At 70.1% G+C, this 20,393-nt stretch carries 24 protein-coding genes and 1 riboswitch; of the genes, 21 read left to right on the top strand and 3 right to left on the bottom strand.

The window, feature by feature from the left end; genetic code table 11:
• Positions 1-64 precede the first annotated feature (64 nt).
• The 7 genes from cysQ to ABN028_RS20885 all read left to right on the top strand — a co-directional run bounded on the left by cysQ (position 65) and on the right by ABN028_RS20885 (position 4,358).
• On the top strand, positions 65-841 hold the full coding sequence (gene cysQ / locus ABN028_RS20915) for a 3'(2'),5'-bisphosphate nucleotidase CysQ (protein ID WP_349331567.1): 777 nt from the start codon (positions 65-67) through the stop codon (positions 839-841).
• A 102-nt stretch (positions 842-943) separates the two neighbouring features.
• Positions 944-1,315: a hypothetical protein gene (locus ABN028_RS20910; protein ID WP_349331568.1), complete on the top strand. Its 372-nt coding sequence runs from the start codon at positions 944-946 to the stop codon at positions 1,313-1,315.
• 207 nt (positions 1,316-1,522) lie between these two features.
• Positions 1,523-1,843 carry an integration host factor, actinobacterial type gene (gene mihF, locus ABN028_RS20905; RefSeq protein WP_349331569.1) on the top strand — a complete coding sequence of 107 codons (321 nt, stop codon included), beginning with the start codon at positions 1,523-1,525 and terminating at the stop codon, positions 1,841-1,843.
• A 46-nt stretch (positions 1,844-1,889) separates the two neighbouring features.
• Positions 1,890-2,459 carry a guanylate kinase gene (gmk, locus tag ABN028_RS20900; RefSeq protein WP_349331570.1) on the top strand — a complete coding sequence of 190 codons (570 nt, stop codon included), beginning with the start codon at positions 1,890-1,892 and terminating at the stop codon, positions 2,457-2,459.
• Between the two features lie 2 nt (positions 2,460-2,461).
• The gene (rpoZ, locus tag ABN028_RS20895; protein ID WP_349331614.1) at positions 2,462-2,752 is read left to right on the top strand and encodes a DNA-directed RNA polymerase subunit omega; all 291 of its coding nucleotides are present in this window, start codon (positions 2,462-2,464) and stop codon (positions 2,750-2,752) included.
• Positions 2,753-2,762: 10 nt separating this feature from the next.
• Positions 2,763-4,010, top strand: a complete 1,248-nt coding sequence (gene coaBC / locus ABN028_RS20890; RefSeq protein WP_349697806.1) for a bifunctional phosphopantothenoylcysteine decarboxylase/phosphopantothenate--cysteine ligase CoaBC — start codon at positions 2,763-2,765, stop codon at positions 4,008-4,010.
• 72 nt (positions 4,011-4,082) lie between these two features.
• On the top strand, positions 4,083-4,358 hold the full coding sequence (locus ABN028_RS20885; protein ID WP_349331572.1) for a hypothetical protein: 276 nt from the start codon (positions 4,083-4,085) through the stop codon (positions 4,356-4,358).
• Between the two features lie 46 nt (positions 4,359-4,404).
• Here the strand turns inward: ABN028_RS20885 and ABN028_RS20880 are convergent, their stop codons facing one another.
• Complete coding sequence (locus tag ABN028_RS20880) at positions 4,405-5,562, bottom strand: Rv2578c family radical SAM protein (protein WP_349697805.1); 1,158 nt, start codon at positions 5,560-5,562, stop codon at positions 4,405-4,407.
• A gap of 127 nt (positions 5,563-5,689) precedes the next feature.
• On the opposite strand from ABN028_RS20880, the gene ABN028_RS20875 reads away from it, so the two are divergent.
• The 4 genes from ABN028_RS20875 to ABN028_RS20860 all read left to right on the top strand — a co-directional run bounded on the left by ABN028_RS20875 (position 5,690) and on the right by ABN028_RS20860 (position 11,001).
• Complete coding sequence (locus tag ABN028_RS20875) at positions 5,690-6,403, top strand: 4a-hydroxytetrahydrobiopterin dehydratase family protein (RefSeq protein WP_349331574.1); 714 nt, start codon at positions 5,690-5,692, stop codon at positions 6,401-6,403.
• 425 nt (positions 6,404-6,828) lie between these two features.
• Entirely contained in the window at positions 6,829-8,025 is a 1,197-nt protein-coding gene (gene metK, locus ABN028_RS20870; RefSeq protein ID WP_349331575.1) for a methionine adenosyltransferase, read from the top strand.
• A 42-nt stretch (positions 8,026-8,067) separates the two neighbouring features.
• The gene (locus ABN028_RS20865; protein ID WP_349697804.1) at positions 8,068-10,239 is read left to right on the top strand and encodes a primosomal protein N'; all 2,172 of its coding nucleotides are present in this window, start codon (positions 8,068-8,070) and stop codon (positions 10,237-10,239) included.
• A 21-nt stretch (positions 10,240-10,260) separates the two neighbouring features.
• The gene (locus tag ABN028_RS20860) at positions 10,261-11,001 is read left to right on the top strand and encodes an HAD family hydrolase (protein ID WP_349331577.1); all 741 of its coding nucleotides are present in this window, start codon (positions 10,261-10,263) and stop codon (positions 10,999-11,001) included.
• A gap of 6 nt (positions 11,002-11,007) precedes the next feature.
• Here the strand turns inward: ABN028_RS20860 and ABN028_RS20855 are convergent, their stop codons facing one another.
• Positions 11,008-11,547: an NUDIX hydrolase gene (locus ABN028_RS20855; RefSeq protein ID WP_349331578.1), complete on the bottom strand. Its 540-nt coding sequence runs from the start codon at positions 11,545-11,547 to the stop codon at positions 11,008-11,010.
• Between the two features lie 37 nt (positions 11,548-11,584).
• Between ABN028_RS20855 and ABN028_RS20850 the strand changes: the two genes are divergently transcribed.
• The 10 genes from ABN028_RS20850 (at position 11,585) to ribH (ending at position 19,766) form a co-directional block, all read left to right on the top strand.
• Positions 11,585-12,214, top strand: a complete 630-nt coding sequence (locus ABN028_RS20850; protein WP_349331579.1) for an exonuclease — start codon at positions 11,585-11,587, stop codon at positions 12,212-12,214.
• Positions 12,215-12,255: 41 nt separating this feature from the next.
• Positions 12,256-12,801 carry a peptide deformylase gene (gene def / locus ABN028_RS20845; protein WP_349331580.1) on the top strand — a complete coding sequence of 182 codons (546 nt, stop codon included), beginning with the start codon at positions 12,256-12,258 and terminating at the stop codon, positions 12,799-12,801.
• A 26-nt stretch (positions 12,802-12,827) separates the two neighbouring features.
• Entirely contained in the window at positions 12,828-13,754 is a 927-nt protein-coding gene (fmt, locus tag ABN028_RS20840) for a methionyl-tRNA formyltransferase (RefSeq protein WP_349697803.1), read from the top strand.
• The gene (locus ABN028_RS20835; RefSeq protein ID WP_349331582.1) at positions 13,754-15,157 is read left to right on the top strand and encodes an RsmB/NOP family class I SAM-dependent RNA methyltransferase; all 1,404 of its coding nucleotides are present in this window, start codon (positions 13,754-13,756) and stop codon (positions 15,155-15,157) included. The genes fmt and ABN028_RS20835 overlap by 1 nt, the downstream gene beginning before the upstream one ends.
• A gap of 44 nt (positions 15,158-15,201) precedes the next feature.
• The gene (gene rpe, locus ABN028_RS20830) at positions 15,202-15,888 is read left to right on the top strand and encodes a ribulose-phosphate 3-epimerase (protein WP_349697802.1); all 687 of its coding nucleotides are present in this window, start codon (positions 15,202-15,204) and stop codon (positions 15,886-15,888) included.
• Positions 15,888-16,265 (top strand): NIPSNAP family protein, encoded by a 378-nt coding sequence (locus tag ABN028_RS20825; RefSeq protein ID WP_349331584.1) that lies wholly within the window; start codon positions 15,888-15,890, stop codon positions 16,263-16,265. The genes rpe and ABN028_RS20825 overlap by 1 nt, the downstream gene beginning before the upstream one ends.
• A gap of 152 nt (positions 16,266-16,417) precedes the next feature.
• A riboswitch (FMN riboswitch) is annotated at positions 16,418-16,564 on the top strand.
• Positions 16,565-16,691: 127 nt separating this feature from the next.
• Positions 16,692-17,321: a riboflavin synthase gene (locus ABN028_RS20820; RefSeq protein ID WP_349697801.1), complete on the top strand. Its 630-nt coding sequence runs from the start codon at positions 16,692-16,694 to the stop codon at positions 17,319-17,321.
• Complete coding sequence (pnuC, locus tag ABN028_RS20815) at positions 17,318-18,022, top strand: nicotinamide riboside transporter PnuC (RefSeq protein ID WP_349331586.1); 705 nt, start codon at positions 17,318-17,320, stop codon at positions 18,020-18,022. Before ABN028_RS20820 ends, pnuC begins: the two co-directional genes overlap by 4 nt.
• Positions 18,019-19,284, top strand: coding sequence for a bifunctional 3,4-dihydroxy-2-butanone-4-phosphate synthase/GTP cyclohydrolase II (locus ABN028_RS20810; protein ID WP_349331587.1), 1,266 nt, complete (start codon positions 18,019-18,021; stop codon positions 19,282-19,284). The genes pnuC and ABN028_RS20810 overlap by 4 nt, the downstream gene beginning before the upstream one ends.
• Positions 19,281-19,766 carry a 6,7-dimethyl-8-ribityllumazine synthase gene (gene ribH, locus ABN028_RS20805; protein ID WP_349331588.1) on the top strand — a complete coding sequence of 162 codons (486 nt, stop codon included), beginning with the start codon at positions 19,281-19,283 and terminating at the stop codon, positions 19,764-19,766. The genes ABN028_RS20810 and ribH overlap by 4 nt, the downstream gene beginning before the upstream one ends.
• Before the next feature lie 18 nt (positions 19,767-19,784).
• On the opposite strand, the gene ABN028_RS20800 is transcribed toward ribH, so the two are convergent.
• Entirely contained in the window at positions 19,785-20,351 is a 567-nt protein-coding gene (locus ABN028_RS20800; protein WP_349697800.1) for a pyridoxamine 5'-phosphate oxidase family protein, read from the bottom strand.
• Positions 20,352-20,393 lie beyond the last annotated feature (42 nt).

Here is a 20,393-nt window from a genome sequence, read left to right as displayed (position 1 = left end):
TGCCCGCGCCGTCGTACGCATGGCCACGCCGTCCCGCAGAAGGCGTTCTGACACCATGGGCGCCATGTCTCCCCCTACCGCCGCACTGGTCGACCCCGTCCGCAAGCTCGCCCTGAAGGCCGGCGAGGTCATCCTCGAGGTCTACGCCGCCGACGATCCAGGCGCGCGGGAGAAGGCCGACCGGACGCCGGTCACGGAGGCCGACGTCCGCGCGGAGGCGGTGATCCTTGCCGGGCTCGCCGAGCTGGCACCAGACATTCCCGTCGTCGCGGAGGAGAGCGTCGCCGCCGGTCGGATTCCCGCCGAGCTGGGGACGGTCTTCTGGCTGGTCGACCCCCTCGACGGCACGAAGGAGTTCCTGTCCCGCAACGGTGAGTTCACCGTCAACATCGCCCTCGTCGAGGACGGCGTACCAGTGCTCGGTGTCGTCCACGCGCCGGCGATCGGGCTCACCTATGTCGGGGCGCCCGGACTGGCCGAGCGGACCGACGCCGATGGCACCCGGCCGCTCGAGGTCGTACCCGCACCCCCCGAGGGCTTCCGTGCCCTGGTGAGCCGCAGCCACCTGGATCCGGACACCGAGAAGTGGCTTGCCGACCTTCGGGTCGCGTCGTTCGTCCAGGCGGGGAGCTCGCTGAAGTTCTGCCGCATCGCCGAAGGCACAGCGGACGTCTATCCGCGGTTCGGCCGGACGATGGAATGGGACATCGCCGCCGGCCATGCCGTGGTCCGGGCGGCGGGCGGCACGGTACGGACCGCGGCCGGTCCGCCGCTCCAGTACGGCAAACCGGGCTTCGACAACCCGCCGTTCGTCGCGTACGGGCGTACCTCGCCGGGCTGAGCCGTTCGCCACAACGGCGTACTCCCCACCAGGATCTTGGAACCATCCTCCGCCACCGCGACGTCATATGCGCACTGTTGTCCGGTATGGGAGGAGATGTCGGTGCGACGTTCGGCAGCGGTCATGTGTGCACTCGGCCTGGCATTGGGTGCGCTCGTCGCATGCGGCGGCCAGGATGCCGCCTACTGTGACGTCCTCACCGAAGGCGTGGATCTCGCGAGCGCCGACCCCTCCGACGACAAGGGTTTCACCGCGTTGTCGAAGCAACTGGACAAGGCCGCCGATGCCGCACCGGACGAGATCAAGGAGCACTGGGTCACCCTCTCGACCACGATGAAGGCCACCCGTCAAGCCATGGACGATCCGGGCAACGCCGACAAGGCGCAGTTGGAGCAGAACCGCCAGGCGGCCGAGGAAGCCGTGAACGCCGTGTCCGTCGACGCGAAGCAGCGGTGCAACCTGGAGGTCTCCTAGCGCGTAGCGGCGACCCCTGTTTGCTGAGTAGGTCTGACCTGGGTAGGTTCGCCTTCATCGTGCACGTTCGGCGAGGTCGAGCAGCGCTCCTGCAGGTGTCGTGGCAGTTGGCGAGGGCAGGGGTGGACCCCGCTGAGCGGGCGATATGTCCGTCCAGGAAGAATCGCCGCACCTACGACCCGTCGCACAGCCTCGAGGTGACCGTCCGTGCCGCTACCTCACCTGACCCCCGAAGCTCGCCAGGCCGCCCTGGAAAAGGCCGCAGAGGCCCGCCGGGAGCGTGCCGAGGTGAAGAACCGCCTCAAGAATTCCGGCGCCTCGCTGGGCGAGGTCGTCGGCGCAGGGCAGGACTCCAACGAAGTGATCGGCAAGATGCGGGTCCACGACCTGCTCTGCGCGATGCCCGGCGTGGGCAAGGTGCGGGCACGCCAGATCATGGAACGCATCGGTATTTCCGAGACTCGCCGCGTGCGCGGGCTCGGAGCCAACCAAGTGGCTGCGCTGAAGCGTGAGTTCGGCGAATCCTGAAACCGTGCAGGAGGGGACCCCCGAGGCTCCCGCCACTGATGCCCGGTTGGCGAGGCTCACGGTGCTTGCGGGTCCCACCGCGGTCGGCAAAGGCACAGTTGCGGCAGATATCCGCAGGCATCACCCAGAGATCTGGATTTCTGTGTCCGCGACCACCCGGCGGCCTCGGCCGGGTGAGATTCAGGGGCTGCACTACTGGTTCGTCTCCGATGAGGAGTTCGACCGGATGGTCGCCGAGGGCGAGCTGCTCGAATGGGCCGTCGTTCACGGCCACGCCCGCTACGGCACCCCTCGGCGTGCGGTACTGGACATGCTCGCCTCGGGCCGGCCGGCGCTACTGGAGATCGACCTGCAGGGTGCAAGGCAGGTGCGGAAGACCATGCCGGAGGCGCTTTTCGTCTTTTTGGCCCCACCAGACTGGGACGAACTGGTACACCGCCTCACCGGTCGCGGGACGGAGACCGCCGAGGAGCAGGCGCGCCGGCTCGAGACCGCGCGCGCTGAGATTGCGGCGGAGAAGGAGTTCGACGTCACGGTTGTCAATACCGATGTCCATACTGCGGCGGAAGAGTTGGTAGCCTTAATCAGCTCCCACCCCAACTCTTCGGAGGCATGAGCGTGTCCGGCACCCAGCCAGCGGCCGAGGGCATCACCTACCCGCCCATCGACGACCTGCTCCAGAAGACCGACTCGAAGTACAAGTTGGTCTTGTTCTCCGCCAAGCGCGCTCGCCAGATCAACGCCTACTACGCCCAGCTGGGCGAGGGCCTGCTCGAGTACGTCGGACCACTGGTCGATACCCACGTCCAGGAGAAGCCGCTCTCGATCGCGCTCCGCGAGATCAACGAGAACCTTCTCTCGGTCGAGGACATCGAGCCGACGGACGAGGCACCGCCGGCCGCGTCCTGACCGTGGCCCCATGACCGTGGCCTCGTCAGCGGCCGTTCCGGCCGCACCGGTGGTCCTCGGCGTCACCGGAGGCATCGCGGCCTACAAGGCCTGCTCCCTGCTCCGTCTGTTGGTCGAGTCCGGCCATCCCGTGCGGGTCGTCCCGACCGAGAGTGCGTTGCGCTTCGTCGGCGCCCCGACCTGGGCCGCTCTGTCCCACCAGCCCGTCCACACCCAGGTGTGGGACGACGTGCACGAGGTTCCGCACGTGCGCCTGGGCCAGGAGGCCGGCCTCGTCGTGGTCGCTCCGGCCACCGCCGACCTGCTCGCCAAGGCCGCGCATGGGCTCGCCGACGACCTGTTGACGTCGACACTGCTGACGGCCCGCTGCCCGATCGTCTATGCGCCGGCGATGCACACCGAAATGTGGGAGCACGCGGCGACGCAGGCCAATGTCGCGACGTTGCGTGCCCGCGGTGCCCTGGTGGTGGAGCCGGCCGAGGGACGCCTGACCGGCGCCGACACCGGCAAGGGCCGGTTGCCGGAGCCGGAGCAGCTCTTCGAGGTGTGCCAGACGGTGCTCTCCCGCGGCGGGGGCGTACTCGACCTTGACCTGGCCGGGCGCCATGTCGTTGTGAGCGCCGGTGGCACCCGCGAGTTCCTCGACCCGGTGCGTTTCCTCGGCAATCGTTCGTCCGGCCGCCAGGGCTACGCACTCGCCCGCACCGCCGCGGCCCGCGGAGCGATCGTCACGTTGGTGTCGGCCAACAGCACCCTCCCGGACCCGGCCGGCGTCAAGGTCGTCCCAGTGGTGTCGGTGCGGGACCTGCGTGACGCCGTGCTCGCCGCGGTCCGCGACGCGGATGCGCTGGTGATGGCCGCAGCACCCGCTGACTTCCGGCCGGCCGCGTACGCCGATCACAAGATCAAGAAGACCGACGACGTCTCCGCACCCACGATCGAGCTCGTGCAGAATCCCGACGTGCTCGCCGAGATCTCCCACGATCGACCGCGCCCGGGTCTCGTGGTCGTGGGGTTCGCCGCAGAGACTGGCGACGCACATGGAACGGCGCTGGAGCACGGGCGTACGAAGCTCGCCCGCAAGGGCTGCGACCTCCTCGTGGTCAACGAGGTGGGTGCCGGTCGGGGGTTCGAGGAACCTGACAACGAGGCCGTCATCCTCGACGCCGGCGGGCCGGAGACGCAGGTTCCCCGCGGGCCCAAGGACGCGCTGGCACACCGGATCTGGGACCTCGTTGTCCAACGCTGGTCGAGCTGAGCGTCCGGCACTGGCAACCACGGCAGCACCCGAACCTGTATCGGCCGCCCACTGATCGTTATCATGCGGCGGATGGCTCTCACAGTGGGATTGGCGCTACTCGGCGTCGTCATCGCGTTCGGAGCCGGCAAGCGATGGCAACACAGCCGGCGCGCGGTCGCCGATCACAAGCTCGCCCGCACGGGCGTCCGCACGATGCGTCGGAACAAGTGGTTGTCGTTCCGCGCCTCCGTGGTCATCGTCGTTCTGCTGGTCGCCTATCTCGTCGGCGTGTTCAACCTCGCCATCGACGGTCGCGGCGCCGGCGAGCCAGGACCATCGCCGAGCCCCACTGCGAGCAGGCGCTAGACGCCGGACGTCGCCGTCGGTGCCTGCAGCTCGACCAGGCGATGCCTCAGAGCAGGGTGAGCTGCTCGGGTTCGTCCGCCCCACTCGGCCGGCTCGGGGTCGCGGCCGCGAGCGCTCTCGCCTCCGTGGGTGATGCCGGCACCTGGCGCGCCCGGTTGCGCTCGGCCTTGTCCATGCCGTGCCGGCGCACGGCCTTCTTGACCCGCTCGGTCACGTCGTGCTGGTAGTCCTTCGGCAGGTACGAACCTCGCCGGTAGAGCGCGCGGTAGCGCGGTGCCAGGTGCGGAAACGCCTGGTCCAACCAGGCGGCGTACCACTCGCGGGCACCGGGGCGCAGGTGCAGGAGCAGGGGAGTGACGCTGGCCGCACCGGACTCGGCGATCGCCGCGACGGTCGCGTCGATGGACTCGTCGGTGTCGGTGAGGAACGGCAGGATCGGCGCCATCAGGACACCTACGGTGAAGCCGGCGTCGGTCAGCGTACGGACGGCATCGAGGCGACGGCGCGGGCTCGGCGTCCCGGGTTCGACCGAGCGCCACAGCGCGTCATCGACGAAGCCGACCGAGAACGACAGTCCGACAGCTGTCACCTCCGCGGCCTCGCGGAGCAGAGGAAGGTCGCGCAGGATCAGCGTCCCCTTGGTGAGGATCGAGAAGGGATTGCGGAAGTCGCGCAGCGCACTGATGATCTGCGGCATCAGCTGGTAGCGCCCCTCGGCGCGCTGGTAGCAGTCGACGTTGGTGCCCATCGCGATGTGGTCGCCACGCCACTTCGGTGCCGCCAACTCCCGGCGTACGAGCTCACCTGCATTGACCTTGACGATCACCTTGGTGTCGAAGTCACGTCCGGCGTCGAGGTCGAGGTAGGTGTGGGTGTTGCGGGCGAAGCAGTAGGTGCACGCATGGGAGCAGCCGCGGTAGGGGTTGATCGTCCACTCGAACGGCACCCGGGAGCGCCCCGGCACCCTGTTGATGACCGACTTCGCCCGGATCTCGTAGAACGTCATCCCGGCGAAGCCCGGCGTGTCGAAGGTACGCGTCACCGCGCCCGGGAGAGCGAAGGGAAGAGCGTCGGCCGGCGCGTTGCGGATGGCCGGTCCGGTGGCTGAGCCGGCACCGTTCTGGTGGGGACTGCCGCTTCCGACCGAGCTGTCGGTGAGGTCGCGACCTTCGGGGTCGGCGAACGTGAGGTTGTCCCAGCGCACACAGGCATTCGAACACACGTACGAGCACTTGTCCAACGCCGACTCGGGTGAATCCCGCCGTCAGGAGCCGGGACGCCGCTCACGCGGTGTCCGTCCGGCGTCGGTGCCTGGTGCCAGGATGCGCCGCATGGACGAACCTTCCGACGCCGCGGGCCAAGTACTCACCCGCCAGGAGATCTCCGCTGCAGTGAGCGGGTGGGGATGGCGCTATGTCCTCGGGGTGGTGCGCACCTCGATCCAGGTGCGGTCGCTCGCCGAGGCGGCCAGGGTCGCGGCCACCGTGGTCGACGCCTGTGGTGGCGACGTCGACGGTCGCCTGACGATCGACGTGCGGCGCTTCCGCGTGGTGCTGTCCCTGCAGTCGTCGGCCACGGCCTCGATCACGTCGCGCGAGATCGAACTGGCCGGCCGCATCTCGTCGACTGTAGGTGAGCTGCAGCTGTCCACGACCCCGGACGTCGGTACGGACGCGCCACGATCGGTCCAGCTCGTGGAGCTCGGAATCGACGCGCTCGACATCGCGCTGATCCGCCCCTTCTGGAAGGCGGTGATGGGATACGCCGACGAGCCTGGCGCGTCAGGTCCGCAGGACCCGCTCGTCGATCCGATCGGCCAGGGTCCCGCGATCTGGTTTCAGCAGATGGACGCGCCACGCCCCCAGCGCAACCGCATCCATCTCGACGTCTCGGTCCCACACGACGAGGCGGCGGCTCGGATCCAGGCTGCGATGGACGCAGGCGGCAGGGTGCTCTCCGATGCGGCCGCGCCGGCCTTCTGGGTGCTGGCCGACCCCGAAGGCAACGAGGCCTGCGTCTGCACGTGGCAAGGACGGGACGGCTAGGTCGATTCCGGCGGCCCAGCCGTCGTGTGGTCCCGCGCGAGTCGTGGTTTCCAGAGGTCTCCGGTCGTCGTGTCTCACCTCTCGAACGGCCGCGTTCGACATTTTCTCCCACGCTGACGTGTGGACCGGGCCGGTGTGGTCCCTCTCGCCGGTCCGCCTGGCTTCGCTGATTTCCTCACGGTTCGTACCAACCGGACCACTGAAGGTGTCGTCACGCTCAGCATTCGGCCGGCGGCATTCAGGATGAAACGCACCCCATTGGTACGCCAGTGCCGGTGTCTCTCGTTACGCTGGGCTGCACCCACAAGACGAGCACACCTTCGTCGCGCTGGTCCAGCGCACCGCGGGCGACGCCGTCCGCGCCTTCGCACCGCCGCGGAGGCACGGTGCCACCTGACGGAACAGTGCCAACAGAAAGGACGCCCGTGTCGCGACGCCTGTTCACCTCCGAGTCCGTCACCGAGGGTCACCCGGACAAGATCGCTGACCAGATCAGCGATTCAGTCCTCGATGCCCTCCTGCGGGACGACCCGCTGAGTCGGGTCGCGGTCGAGACTCTGGTGACCACCGGCCTCGTGGTGGTTGCCGGTGAGGTCACCACGAAGGCCCAGCCCGCCATCACCCCGATCGTCCGCAATCGCATCCTCGACATCGGCTACGACTCTTCGAACAAGGGCTTCGACGGTGCGTCGTGCGGGGTGGCCATCGCTCTTGGCACGCAGTCGCCCGACATCGCCCAGGGTGTCGACGGTGCCTGGGAGGAACGCACGGACGGTTCCACCGACCCGATCGACCAGCAGGGTGCAGGCGACCAGGGCATGATGTTCGGCTTCGCCTGTGACGAGACGCCTGAGCTGATGCCGTTGCCCATCACACTGGCCCACCGGCTGTCCAAGCGACTGTCCGACGTACGCAAGGACGGCACGCTCCCTTACCTTCGGCCCGACGGCAAGACGCAGGTCACGGTCGAGTACGACGGCGACCGTCCGGTCCGCGTCGATGCCGTCGTCGTCTCCACCCAGCACGCGGCCAACATCGACCTCGACAACATGCTCACGCCCGACATCCGGACGCAGGTGGTCGAGCCCGTGCTCGGCAACTTCGACGTCGACACGTCGAGCTACCGGCTCTACGTCAACCCGACCGGGCGGTTCGAGCTCGGGGGACCGATGGGCGATGCCGGGCTCACCGGCCGCAAGATCATCGTCGACACCTACGGCGGCTACGCGCGGCACGGCGGTGGCGCCTTCAGCGGCAAGGACCCGACAAAGGTCGACCGGTCCGCTGCCTACGCCATGCGATGGGTGGCCAAGACCATCGTCGCGGCTGGGCTCGCCAAGCGCTGTGAATGCCAGGTCGCCTACGCCATCGGCAAGGCCCAGCCGGTCGGCTTCTACGTCGACTGCTCCGGCACCGAACAGGCGCCGCTCGACGTGATCGAGAAGGCCGTGCTTCAGGTGTTCGACCTTCGCCCGGCGGCGATCATCCGCGATCTGGACCTGCGGCGCCCCATCTACACCGAGACGGCTGCGTACGGTCACTTCGGGCGTCTCGAGCCGCAGTTCACCTGGGAGCAGACCGACCGCGCCGCGGACCTTCGTAGCGTCGCCGGCGTCGGCTGACACCTGAGTGGGCGTGTCCGTGAGGTGGCCTAACCTCTCGGCATGACCACCGACGACGGGGGCCGACCGGGCGGCGAGAGCAACCCAGACGACGGCGATCAGCCGGACGACGGTGGCCAACTGGCACTGGTGCGGGCGCGGGTCCGACGGACCCGCGCCCGCCCGTCACAGGCGCCCGCGCCCTCCCTGCCGATCGCGCGCGTGGCGGTCGACACACCGCTCGCCCATCTCGACCGGCCGTTCGACTACACGGTGCCCGAGCGCATGCATGAGACCTGCGTGCCGGGCTGCCGGGTGCGGGTCCGGTTCGCCGGTCAGGACCTTGACGGTTACGTTCTCGATCGGGTGGCCGAGTCGGCGCATCGGGGCCGGTTGGCTCCGCTGCGTCGAGTCGTGTCCGCGGAGCCGGTGCTCGCGCCCGAGGTGGCCCGGCTGGCGAGGTCGGTCGCCGACAGGTACGCCGGGACACTCGCCGACGTCCTGCGCCTCGCCGTACCGCCACGGCACGCGCGGGTCGAGGGTGAGTCGCGGCCCGCGCACGTCGGGGACGAGACGGACCGGTCGGGTGCGGACCGGTCGGAGCCGGCGGCAGGCGACGAACCGGCAGACAGACCGGCACAACACGAACTGGCGGGCGACGCGGACCACGGCGCGACTCGGTGCGAAGGGCCGTGGGGGAGCTATGAGGCTGGCCCGGCCTATCTCCAGGCGCTGCGTCGGGGCGATGCGCCGCGCGCCGTGTGGAGCGCTCTGCCGGGCGAGGACTGGCCACGCGCTCTCGCCACTGCGGCGGCCGTGACCCTGGCGGGTGGGCGGGGTGCCCTCATCGTCGTACCAGACCACCGTGACGTGGCGCGGCTCGATGCGGCCTGCGCGGAGGTGCTCGGCGCCGGCCAGCACGTGGTGCTCACCGCCGAACTCGGTCCCGCCGAACGCTACCGACGGTTCCTCGCGGTCCGTCGCGGGTCCGTGCGCTGTGTGGTGGGGACCCGCGCGGCGGCGTTCGCGCCGGTGGAAGCGCTCGGCCTGGTCGGCTGCTGGGACGACGGTGACGACCTGCTCGCCGAGCCTCGCGCGCCGTATCCCCACGCCCGCGAGGTCCTCCTGCTACGCGCCCATGAGCAGCGATGCGGTGCGCTCATCGGCGGGTACGCCTGCACCGCCGAGGCCGCGCAGCTCCTCGCGACCGGCTGGGCGCATCCGGTCGCAGGGAGCCGGTCGACGGTCCGGGCGCGGGCGCCGCGCGTGTCCGTGGCGGGAGAGAGCGCGGCCGAACTGGCACGCGACCCGGCGGCGCGGGCGGTTCGGCTGCCGCACCGGGCGTTCGAGGTCGCCCGCCAGGCCCTGACCACCGGACCGGTCCTGGTCCAGGTGCCTCGCTCCGGGTACCTCCCGGCGCTCGCCTGCCAGAACTGCCGGGCCGCGGCACGGTGCACAGCGTGTGCGGGACCGGTGCAGCAGTCCGGGGGCCGGGAGGTCCCGGCGTGCGGGTGGTGTGGCCGGCCCGCCGTCGCCTGGCGCTGCCCGACCTGTGAAGGTACCCGGATGCGCGCGCCCGTCATCGGTGCCCGGCGTACCGCGGAGGAACTGGGTCGGGCGTTCCCTCGCGTTCCGGTGCGTACGTCCGGTGGGCAACGGGTTCTGGAGTCGGTGGGTGCCGAACCAGCCTTGGTCGTCGCGACGCCGGGCGCGGAGCCGTTGCCGGCCGAGGGCTACGCGGCCGCCCTCATGCTCGACACCTGGCTGGCGCTGGCGCGGGCGGATCTGCGCTCCGGCGAGGAGACGCTGCGGCGCTGGCTCAACGCCGCCGCACTCGTCCGCGGTGCCGACCAGGGCGGCGCCGTCGTCGTGATGGGGGAACCCAGCGTGCCGTCGATCCAGGCACTCGTCCGGTGGAGTCCGGTCGCTCACGCGGAGCGAGAGCTCGCCGACCGCCGGATAGCGGGCTTCCCACCTACCGTCCGGCTCGCCGTCATCGAGGGCGACGGCGCGGCCGTGAGCGAACTGACCGAGTTCGCGGAGCTGCCGGAGACCGCTGAGGTACTCGGTCCCGTCCCTCACGGGGAGGACGACGGTGTACGCCTGGTGATCCGCACACCGCGGCGCGACGGCGTCCAGTTGGCGGAGGCACTCAAGACGGCGCAGGCGTCTCGCAGCGCGCGGAAGTCGGCCGGAACGGCGCGGGTCCAGATCGATCCGATCGCCTTCGGCTGAACCCCGATAGGGTCAGCAGACGTGAGTCAGTCGCACCAGCCCCACGCCGCCCACCACTCCGACCAGACCGCCCAGTCCAGCGGTCGACCCGGCGTCGCCCAGCCTGCCTCCCCTCCTGGTCGCGCGGCGTCCCCGCCCGAACGCATCGAGGCCGTCGTCTTCGACGTGGGCGGTGTGCTCCTCGACTGGAACCCGAGGCACCTCTACCGCTCGCTCCTGCCGGACGAGGAGAGCGTCGAGCGGTTCCTGTCCGAGGTCTGCACACCTGCGTGGAACGCCGAGCAGGACGCCGGCCGCACCTGGGCCGCGGCCGTGGAGGAACTGACGGCGAGGTTTCCCGATCACGCGAAGCTGATCCGCGCCTATGACGAGCGCTGGCCGGAGATGGTGGCGGGCGTCTTCGAGGAGACCGTCGCGGTCCTGGCCGATCTCCGCGCGGCAGGCGTTCCCACGTACGCACTGACGAACTTCTCGGCCGAGAAGTGGGACATCACGCTGGACATGTGGGAGTTCCTCCGCGACTTCGACGGTGCGGTGGTCTCCGGCGTGGAGCGGGTCAGCAAGCCCGATCCGGCGATCTACCAGCTCCTGTTGGATCGGCATGGCCTCAGCGCAGCGACGACGTTCTACACCGACGACGTTCCGGCCAATGTCGAAGGCGCCCGCGGGGTCGGAATCCAGGCCGAGGTCTTCGTCGACGGTGCCACCCTTCGGAGCCAGCTGGCCGCCGCCGGACTGGTGCCGGTCGACGTCAGGGCGTGAGGCGCCCTACTCCTGGTCGAAACCGAAGGCCAGGGCGTAGAGAACGGCCGTGAGGGAAAGTCCGTCGCCCATCAGTCCGGCGGCGACGATCTCCCGCAGGTCGCCTGTCGGCACCCACTCGATCCGTTCCGCCTCGCTCGGATCGGTGGGAGGGCCCACGTGAGTGGCGCCTTCTGCCGCGAAGATGTCGAAGCGCTGGTCGGAGATGCCGTTGCTCGGGTGGTAGTGCACGAGCGGGCGAAGAGCGTGGGGACGCCAGCCGGTCTCCTCCAGCACCTCACGCGCGGCGGCTTCCACGGCGGACTCGCCCGGATCGACGCGACCTGCCGGGATCTCCCATCCCCACGTGTCGGTGATGAAGCGATGTCTCCACAGCATCAGCACGCCTCGCTCGTCGTCGTGGACTACGACACCGGCGCCGGCACTGGGCGTGCGTACGACGTGGTGGTCGAAACGCTTTCCGTCGGGAAGCTCCACGTCGGCAAGCGTGAGTCGAACCCACTCACTCTCGTAGATCGGGCGTTCACCGTGAACCGTCCATCGCACCCCCGCACCCTAGATGACTCTTGCTACGGTGCGGGCCATGCCCAGCCGGCCAGACCTCTACTTCAGCGCAGACGTCGAGGCCGACGGGCCGATCCCCGGGCCCTATTCCATGCTGAGCTTCGGCCTCGCGGTCGCCGGCACCTTCGACGGAACGACCTTCCGCGCGGCCGACCCGACTGAGCGCACGTTCTACGCCGAGCTGCGGCCGATCTCCGATGACTTCGTGCCAGAGTCCCTCGCGGTGAGCGGCCTGGATCGGGACCGGCTGGTACGTGAGGGTCGCGATCCCGCGGAGGCGATGAACGCCGCGGCCCGCTGGATCGGCGAGGTCACTGCGCTTGCCGGGGAGGCCACCCCGGTCCTCGTGGCGTTCCCGCTGAGCTATGACTGGATGTGGATGTACTGGTACTTCATCCGCTTCGCTGCCGGGGGCTCACCTTTCGGGCACTCCTGGTGCATCGACCTGAAGACGACCTATGCCATCAAGGCCGGCGTCGGCGTCCGAATGGCGAGCAAGTCCCGGTTGCCGAAGGCGCTGCGATCGGGGCGCCGGCACACCCACCATGCGCTCGACGACGCCGTCGAGCAGGCGGAGTTGGCGGCGAAGCTGTTCACCTGGGACGGTACGGATGGTCGGGTGGATCAGCACGCGGACTGCGGTCCGTAGACTGGCGGCGACGCCGTCCGAGAAAGATCAAGGAGACCCGCGTGGCCGTCCAGCCCATCCGCCTGTTCGGGGACCCGGTGTTGCGGACGCCGGCCGAACCTGTGACGGACTTCGACAAGGAGCTGCGCAACCTGGTCCGCGATCTGACCGAGACGATGCTCGAGGCGCCCGGCAGCGGTCTCGCCGCGCCGCAGATCGGTGTGGGGCTGCGGGTGTTCACGTACAACGTCGAGGACGTCGTGGGCCACCTCGTCAATCCCCAGCTGGAGCTGTCGGAGGAGGAGCAGTTCGGCCCCGAGGGTTGCCTGTCGATCCCGGGCTTCAGCTTCGACTGCATGCGCGCGATGCGGGTCGTGGCGAAGGGTTTCACGATGCACGGGGAGCCGGTGACCCTCGAGGGTTCGGAGCTGCTGGCCCGCTGCATCCAGCACGAGACGGACCACCTCGACGGCATCCTTTTCGTCGACCGGCTCGACCGGCAGGCCCGCAAGGACGCGTTGCGGCTCATCCGGGAAGCCGAGTGGGCAGGCGCCGAGCCACCTCAGGTGCGGCTCTCCCCGCACGCGACCATGGGACGGGCCCTGTAAGGGCGAACAGTAGGGGGAGTCAGCTCGTGCGGTTGCTGTTTGCGGGTACACCCGATGTCGCGTTGCCCTCGTTCGAGGCGGTCCTGGCAAGTGATCACGACGTCGTGGCCGTGCTGACCAGGCCGGACGCGCCGTCGGGCCGGGGTCGCAAGCTGCACCCTTCACCGGTCGCTGAGCGGGCCGAGGCCGAGGGACTCGACGTTCTCAAGCCGGGCTCGACACGGGATCCGGAGTTCCTCGAGCAGTTGCGCGGTCTCGCGCCGGAGTGCTGTGCGGTCGTCGCCTACGGCGGACTCCTTCCGACGGCGGTGCTGGACGTGCCCCCACTCGGCTGGATCAACCTGCACTTCTCCGTCCTGCCGGCGTGGCGCGGCGCGGCGCCGGTGCAGCACGCGATCCGTTCTGGTGACACCCTGACCGGTGCGACGACGTTCCGGATCGTGGAGGAGCTCGACGCGGGTCCCACCTACGGCGTGGTCACCGAGCCGATCGGTCCGACCGACACCGCCGGTGATCTGCTCGAACGCCTGTCGCACAGCGGAGCGAGGTTGCTGGTCGAGACGCTGGACGGGATCGCGGCCGGCACTCTCGAGCCGCGTCCCCAACCTTCGGAGGATGTGACCTACGCCAGCAAGGTCGGTGTCGACGACGTACGCATCGACTGGTCACGACCGGCGTTCGCCATCGACCGGCTCGTGCGGTCGGGCACTCCGGCGCCCGGGGCGTGGACGACGTTCCGGGACGAGCGCCTGAAAGTGGGTCCGGTCACGGTCGTGACCGAGGCGGTGGAGGTGCCGCCGGGCGAGATCGTCGCCGAGAAGTCCCGCGTCCTGGTCGGCACCGGCAGCGTCCCGGTGGCACTCGGCGAGGTGCAACCCCACGGCAAGCGGCCCATGGCGGCCGACGCCTGGGCGCGAGGGGTCCATCCGCAACCCGCCGAGCGGGTCGGCTGATGCCGCGACCCGCGTCCGGCACACGGCGGCGGCAGCGCCGGACCGGGACGGCGGACAGCGCCAGGCGGGCCGCCTACGACGTCGTGCACGCGGTGTCGGCCCGGGACGCCTACGCCAACCTCACCCTCGCGTCGATCCTGCGTGAACGCGATCTGTCCGGTCAGGATGCGGCGTTCGCCACCGAGCTGGTCGGCGGGACACTCCGCTGGCGCGGCGGCTACGACGACGTCCTCGCGCGGTGCGTCAACCGCCCCTTGCCCGACCTCGACCCGGAGGTCCTCGACGTCCTGCGGATCGGTACGCACCAACTCCTGGGCATGCGGGTCCCTGCCCACGCGGCGGTGGCGACCAGCGTCGACCTCGGTCGAGACGTCGCCGGTGGCGGCGCTTCGAAGTTCGTCAACGCCGTGTTGCGGAAGGTGGCGACCCGCGATCTTGCCGGCTGGCTTGCGATGGCGGCACCGGCGTACGACGTCGATCCGGTCGGGCATCTCGCTGCGGTCCACGCGCATCCGAGGTGGATCGTCGAGGCGTTCCGCGCTGCCCTGGACGGGTCCCTTGACGAGACGGCCGCCGCCCTCGCCGCAGACAACGCACCCGCCCGGGTCACTCTGGTGGCCCGCCCGGGGCGATGCACGGTCGACGAGCTTCGTCGCGACGGCGCGGGTCCCGCGCGGTGGTCTCCGTACGCCGCGATCCTGGAGGCAGGTGATCCGCGCCGAATTCGCGCCGTCGCGCAGGGGCGTGCGGGTGTCCAGGACGAGGGGAGCCAGCTGGTGGCTCTGGCCCTCGCCGGTGTGCCCCTGAACGGAGCGGGGACCGGCACCGACTCCCGCTGGCTGGACATGTGCGCCGGCCCAGGAGGCAAGGCGGCCCTGCTCGCCGGGCTCGCGGCCGAACGCGGGGCACGGCTGCTCGCCGCCGACCTGCAGCCACACCGCGCCGCCATGGTGAATCGCGCCCTGAGCGGCGGCGCCGGCGTGCTCGGCACCGTCGTCGCCGACGGGACCGCCGGACCGTGGCGCGACGGAACCTTCGACCGGGTGCTGCTGGACGCGCCGTGCTCGGGCCTCGGAGCGCTACGCCGCCGGCCGGAGGCGCGCTGGCGGAGGTCGGCCGGTGATCCCGCGGAGCTCAGACCGCTGCAGATCCGCCTGTTGGACGCCGCCCTCGACGCCGTTCGGATCGGCGGGGTCGTCGGCTACGCGACCTGCTCGCCGCACCTGACCGAGACCCGCGAGGTCGTGGCGACCGTCCTTCGCGACCGCGGTGATGTCGAACGCGTCGACGCCAGGCCGTACCTGCCGGGCGTACCCGATCTCGGCGAGGGGCCCGACCTCACGTTGTGGCCGCACCGGCACGGCACGGACGCGATGTATCTCACGTTGCTTCGGCGTACCTGAGCAGGCCAACCGCCGCGGGCCGAAACAGTAGACTCGGCGACGTCATGGCCGTACAGATATCTCCGAGCATCCTGAGTGCCGACTTCGCGCGCCTCGCCGATGCCGCCGCCAGCGTCTCCAACGCCGACTGGCTCCATGTCGACGTGATGGACAACCACTTCGTGCCCAACCTCACCATTGGCCTGCCCGTCGTGGAGTCACTGCGGGCGGCGACGACGTTGCCGATGGACTGCCACCTGATGATCGAGGATCCGGACCGCTGGGCGCCCGCCTACGCCGAGGCCGGTGCCGCCAGCGTGACGTTCCACATCGAGGCGGCGCGCGCGCCGATCCGGCTCGCGCGGGAGCTTCGTGCCCTCGGTGCGCGGGCGGGCATGGCGCTGAAGCCCGCGACCCCGGTGGAGCCGTACGAAGACCTGCTCGCAGAGCTGGACCTGCTTCTGGTCATGACGGTCGAGCCGGGCTTCGGGGGGCAGAAGTTCCTCGATGTCTGCGTACCCAAGATCCGGCGGAGCCGCGAGCTGATCGCCAAGCACGGCGGCGAGCTCTGGCTCCAGGTCGACGGCGGTGTCTCCGCCGAGACCATCGAGCGGTGTGCGGAGGCGGGCGCCGACGTGTTCGTCGCGGGCTCGGCGGTCTTCTCCTCCGACGACCCGGGCCGCGTCATCGACGAGCTCCGCCGCCGCGCGTCGGAGGCGACCGCACGGGCGTCCTGGCAGTTCGCACGCTGATGTACTTCCGCTGCGAGCGCTACATCGTCGCGGAGGGCAAGGCCGATGCCTTCGCGTCCTTCTTCCTCCGACAGCTGCTTCCGCTGCGGGAGAAGTACGGTGCGCGGCTGGTCGGACGGTGGCAGACCGAGGACGAGGCCGACGTGCTGACGATCTGGGCGTTCGCGAGCCGGGAGGCCGCGGGGGAGGTCGACGAGCACGTCCGTGACGACCCGGGTTCGGCGGAGGCACAGGCGTTCCAAGAGCGTTACCTGGATCCGCTGTTCCACGAGGTGGCCGAGATGCCGCTGTATTCCACGGTGCCTCTGGACCGGACTGTCCTGGCCGGTCTGTCGTTCCAGCCCGTCGCCGACCGAGGCGGAGCGCCCCGCCGCTAGCCCGCGCAGTGATCACGCCGGCTGTCCGTTTTGCGACGTACTGATCGACAGCGATTGCGGCCAGCCACGGCGACGTGGTGCAGGTCATGGCCATGACGGCTCCCCGGAGTTGGCGGGACGTGCCACACTGAACGACGTACGAGCGAAAGCTCGCGCGTGCTCCGGGGTCGGTGAAATTCCGAACCGGCGGTGACAGTCCGCGACCCGGCCACAGCAGCCAGACGTTCTGGCACGTGGCCGGTGGACCAGGTGGAACTCCTGGACCGACGGTGAAAGTCCGGATGGGAGGCAGCACGCGGGATGCGACCGCGCGTCCGCCTACGTTCAGGCGTTCGATGACGCCTGCTCACCCGGGCGGCCCGCGTCGCGTCCCTCGCCTCATCCCCGGTGCCCGCTCGGGCAGAACCGGAAGGCGAGGGAGAACCGGTGTTCACCGGAATCGTCGAAGAACGCGGCGAGGTCTGCGACCTCGTACGCCTGCAGGACTCCGCACAGGTCACCATCCGCGGGCCGCTGGTCACCGGCGACGTACGCCCGGGCGACTCGATCGCCGTCAACGGGTGCTGCCTCACCGTCATAGCCGTGGGTGCCGACGGAGCTGGCGGAAAGGACGGAGAGTTCACGGCCGACGTGATGGCCGAGAGCCTGTCCCGCACGACCCTCGGGTCCGCCCGGCCTGGTGACGCCGTGAACCTCGAACGCTCCGTCCCGGTGGACGGCCGGCTCGGCGGGCACATCGTGCAAGGTCACGTTGACGGCACCGGTCGAGTCCTCAGCCGACAGTCCACGGCCCGCTGGGATCTGGTCGAGATCGGGCTGCCGGTCGAGCTGGCGCGCTACGTGGCGGAGAAGGGATCCATCGCCGTCGACGGGGTCTCGCTCACCGTCGTGGGCATCCGCGACGGCGCCGAGCCGGCGTTCACCGTCGCTCTCATCCCGACCACCCTGAAGCTCACGACCCTCGGCCTGCGGACACCCGGCGACGACGTGAACCTCGAGGTGGACGTCCTCGCGAAGTACCTCAGCAGACTGGTCCCTGAAGGAGTACGCGCATGAACTGGCTGACCTGGCTCCTGGGGGCCGAACTGCACATCGCCGGCTCGGTGATCCTGTGGCGCGAGATCATCGGCAACGGTTTCGGCCTCGCGAGCGCCATCTTCGGAATGCGCCGGCGGGTCGGGGCCTGGCCGGTCGGGATGATCGGCAACGTCCTGCTGTTCACGGTGTTCCTCGGCGGGGTCTTTGACACTCCGCAGGACAAGGACCTGTGGGGCCAGGCCGCCCGGCAGGTGTTCTTCTTCGCGGTGAGTGCGTACGGATGGTGGCGGTGGCGCCAGGCCCGTGACAGCCACGAGGCAGCCGACGGGGGAGCGGTGGCACCCCGCTGGGCAAGCGGGCGGGAGCGGCTGGGACTCCTCGCCGCGGCGGCGGTCGGCGTCACGGTGTTCACCTACGCACTCAGCCTGCTCGGCTCGTGGGGCCCGCTCGCCGACGCGTGGATCCTCACCGGCAGCATCCTGGCGACCTACGGCATGGCCCGTGGCTGGGTGGAGTTCTGGCTGATCTGGATCGCGGTCGACGCGGTGGGGGTGCCGCTGCTGTTCCTGGCCGGGTTCTATCCGTCGGCGATCCTCTACGTCGTCTACGGCGGTTTCTGTCTCCTGGGCTTCTTCACCTGGCTCCGCGTCGAGCGACGACTGGTCGGCGTACCGAGACCCGCACCAACGGCGGAGGCGCTGGCGGGTGAGCAGCCGTGACAGACCTACGCCTGGACCCGATCGACCGTGCCGTGAGCGATCTGGCAGCTGACCGGCCGGTCGTGGTGGTCGACGACGCGGACCGCGAGAACGAAGGCGACCTGATCTTCGCCGCTTCTTCGGCGACGCCAGAGTTGCTGGCGTTCACGGTCCGGCACACGAGCGGCGTGGTGTGCGTACCACTGCTGGGCGAACGCCTGGACCAGTTGGGCATCGCGCCGATGGTGGCGGACAACCAGGAGTCGATGCGGACGGCGTTCGCGGTGACCGTGGATGCGGCGGACGGCGTGACGACAGGGATCTCGGCGGCCGACCGTACCCGGACGATCCGGCTCCTCGCCGATCCCGACACCGGCCCCGCCGATCTCGTCCGGCCAGGGCACGTCTTCCCGCTGCGCTACCGACCGGGCGGGGTGCTGGCCCGGCCCGGCCACACCGAGGCGGCCATCGACCTGGCGCGTCTCGCCGGCCACCCGCCGGCGGGCGTGCTCGCGGAACTGGTGAACGACGACGGCACGATGATGCGGGGGCCGGCGTTGCGCGCGTTCGCCGACGAGCACGACCTCGCCCTCGTCTCGATCGCCGACCTGATCGCGTATCGGCGCCGCCACGAACGCCTCGTCGACCGGATGGCGACCGCCCGGCTGCCCACCGCCCACGGTGAGTTCCAGGCGATCGGTTACCGGAACACGATCGACACGTCCGAGCACGTCGCTCTCGTCAAGGGCGACCTCGCCGCCGCGGCGGCCTCTGGCGACGAGATCGTCGTGCGGGTCCATTCCGAGTGCCTCACCGGTGACGTCCTCGGGTCGCTGCGTTGCGACTGTGGTCCGCAGCTCCAGCGAGCCCTCGCCGCCATCGATCGGGCCGGCAGCGGCGTCGTCGTCTACCTACGCGGTCACGAGGGTCGAGGAATCGGCCTGCTGTCGAAGCTGACCGCCTACGACCTGCAGGACTCGGGGCACGACACCGTGGAGGCCAATCTCGCGCTCGGGTTCCCCGCGGACGCCCGTGACTACTGGGTGGCCGCCCAGATTCTCACCGACCTCGGCGTACGCACCATCCGGCTCCTCACCAACAACCCCGCCAAGCGCGCGGGCCTGGAGCACTACGGTCTGACGGTGGCAGCGGTCGAACCGCTGGCGATACCGCCCAACGGGGAGAACCTCCGTTACCTGCAGACCAAGCGGGACCGACTGGGCCATCTGCTCCCAGTACAGGAACCCGTCCCCACCGAGCAGATCGCAGGGAGGGCACAGTGAGCGGGAGTGGCGCGCCCACGATCCGGCCGGCCGCGGTGGAGGGCCTGCGGGTCGGCGTCGTCGCGGCGTCGTGGCACGACGAGGTCATGGACGGCTTGCTCGCCGGCGCGGTCCGCGCACTGGACGAGGCCGGCATCGCCGACCCGTGCATCATCCGGGTCCCGGGATCGTTCGAGCTTTCCGTCGCTGCCGCGCGCCTCGCCCGAGCGGGCATGGACGCCGTCGTGGCGCTCGGTGTCGTCATCCGCGGTGGTACGCCGCACTTCGAGTACGTCTGCCAGGCGGCCACGGTGGGCCTCACCCAGGTGAGCGTGGAGACCGGGGTGCCGGTCGGGTTCGGCGTCCTCACCTGTGACACTGCCGAGCAGGCCATCGACCGTGCCGGTCTGCCGGGCTCGCGGGAGGACCGGGGGTACGAAGCGACGCAGGCCGCGCTCGCGACGGCGGCCACCTTGCGTACGGTGGCGCCCCTCGATCGGTGAACGATCCACGGCGACGGCTCACTGACCGCGACGGGATGTTCCTCGGGTGACGTCCTGGGAGAGGGTCACCGCGGTCCGGTGGTTCGTGGTGAGGCCGTGCTCGGAGCACGGTCCGCCGGACTCCCGCGGACAGAGTACGAAGTGCTCGCAGGCCCTGGCGCGATAGAGGCGGTACGCGGCGGGAGGCTGGACCTGCTCACGCGTCATGGCATAGGCACCACGTTCGGGCGCTCCGGGATAGATCTCGAGGCCGCGGTCGAGTTCCGGCCCCGTGAGCTCCTCGCCCACGCCCGACATGTAGACGGCCTGACCTTCGCCCAAGGGCACCGCCGAGTTGAAGACGACGATGCTGAGGCGCGGGTGTCGGCTCAGGTTGCGTGAGTGGGCGGCCTCCGGTGTGGAGATCCAGTAGAAGTCGGTGTAGTCGGCGGTGCCGTAGTACACCGGCGTGGTCCAGGGGTTGCCGTCGCTGTCGACGGTGCCGAGCGTCATGTAGAGGGTGGCGTCGAGGATCGCCCGGGCGGTCGCGGCGAGTTCGTCCCGGCGGGTCGACGTGGCACTCTCGGTCGGCTCGACGTCCCGCATGGAACCTCCGGGAGATGGCACGGAAGTTGACCTTGAGCAGAC

The sequence above is a fragment of the Actinopolymorpha sp. B17G11 genome, from assembly GCF_040196095.1.
GTDB lineage: Bacteria > Actinomycetota > Actinomycetes > Propionibacteriales > Actinopolymorphaceae > Thermasporomyces.
Note: the sequence above shows the minus strand (reverse complement) of the source record. Positions and strands in the feature narration are given on the sequence as shown.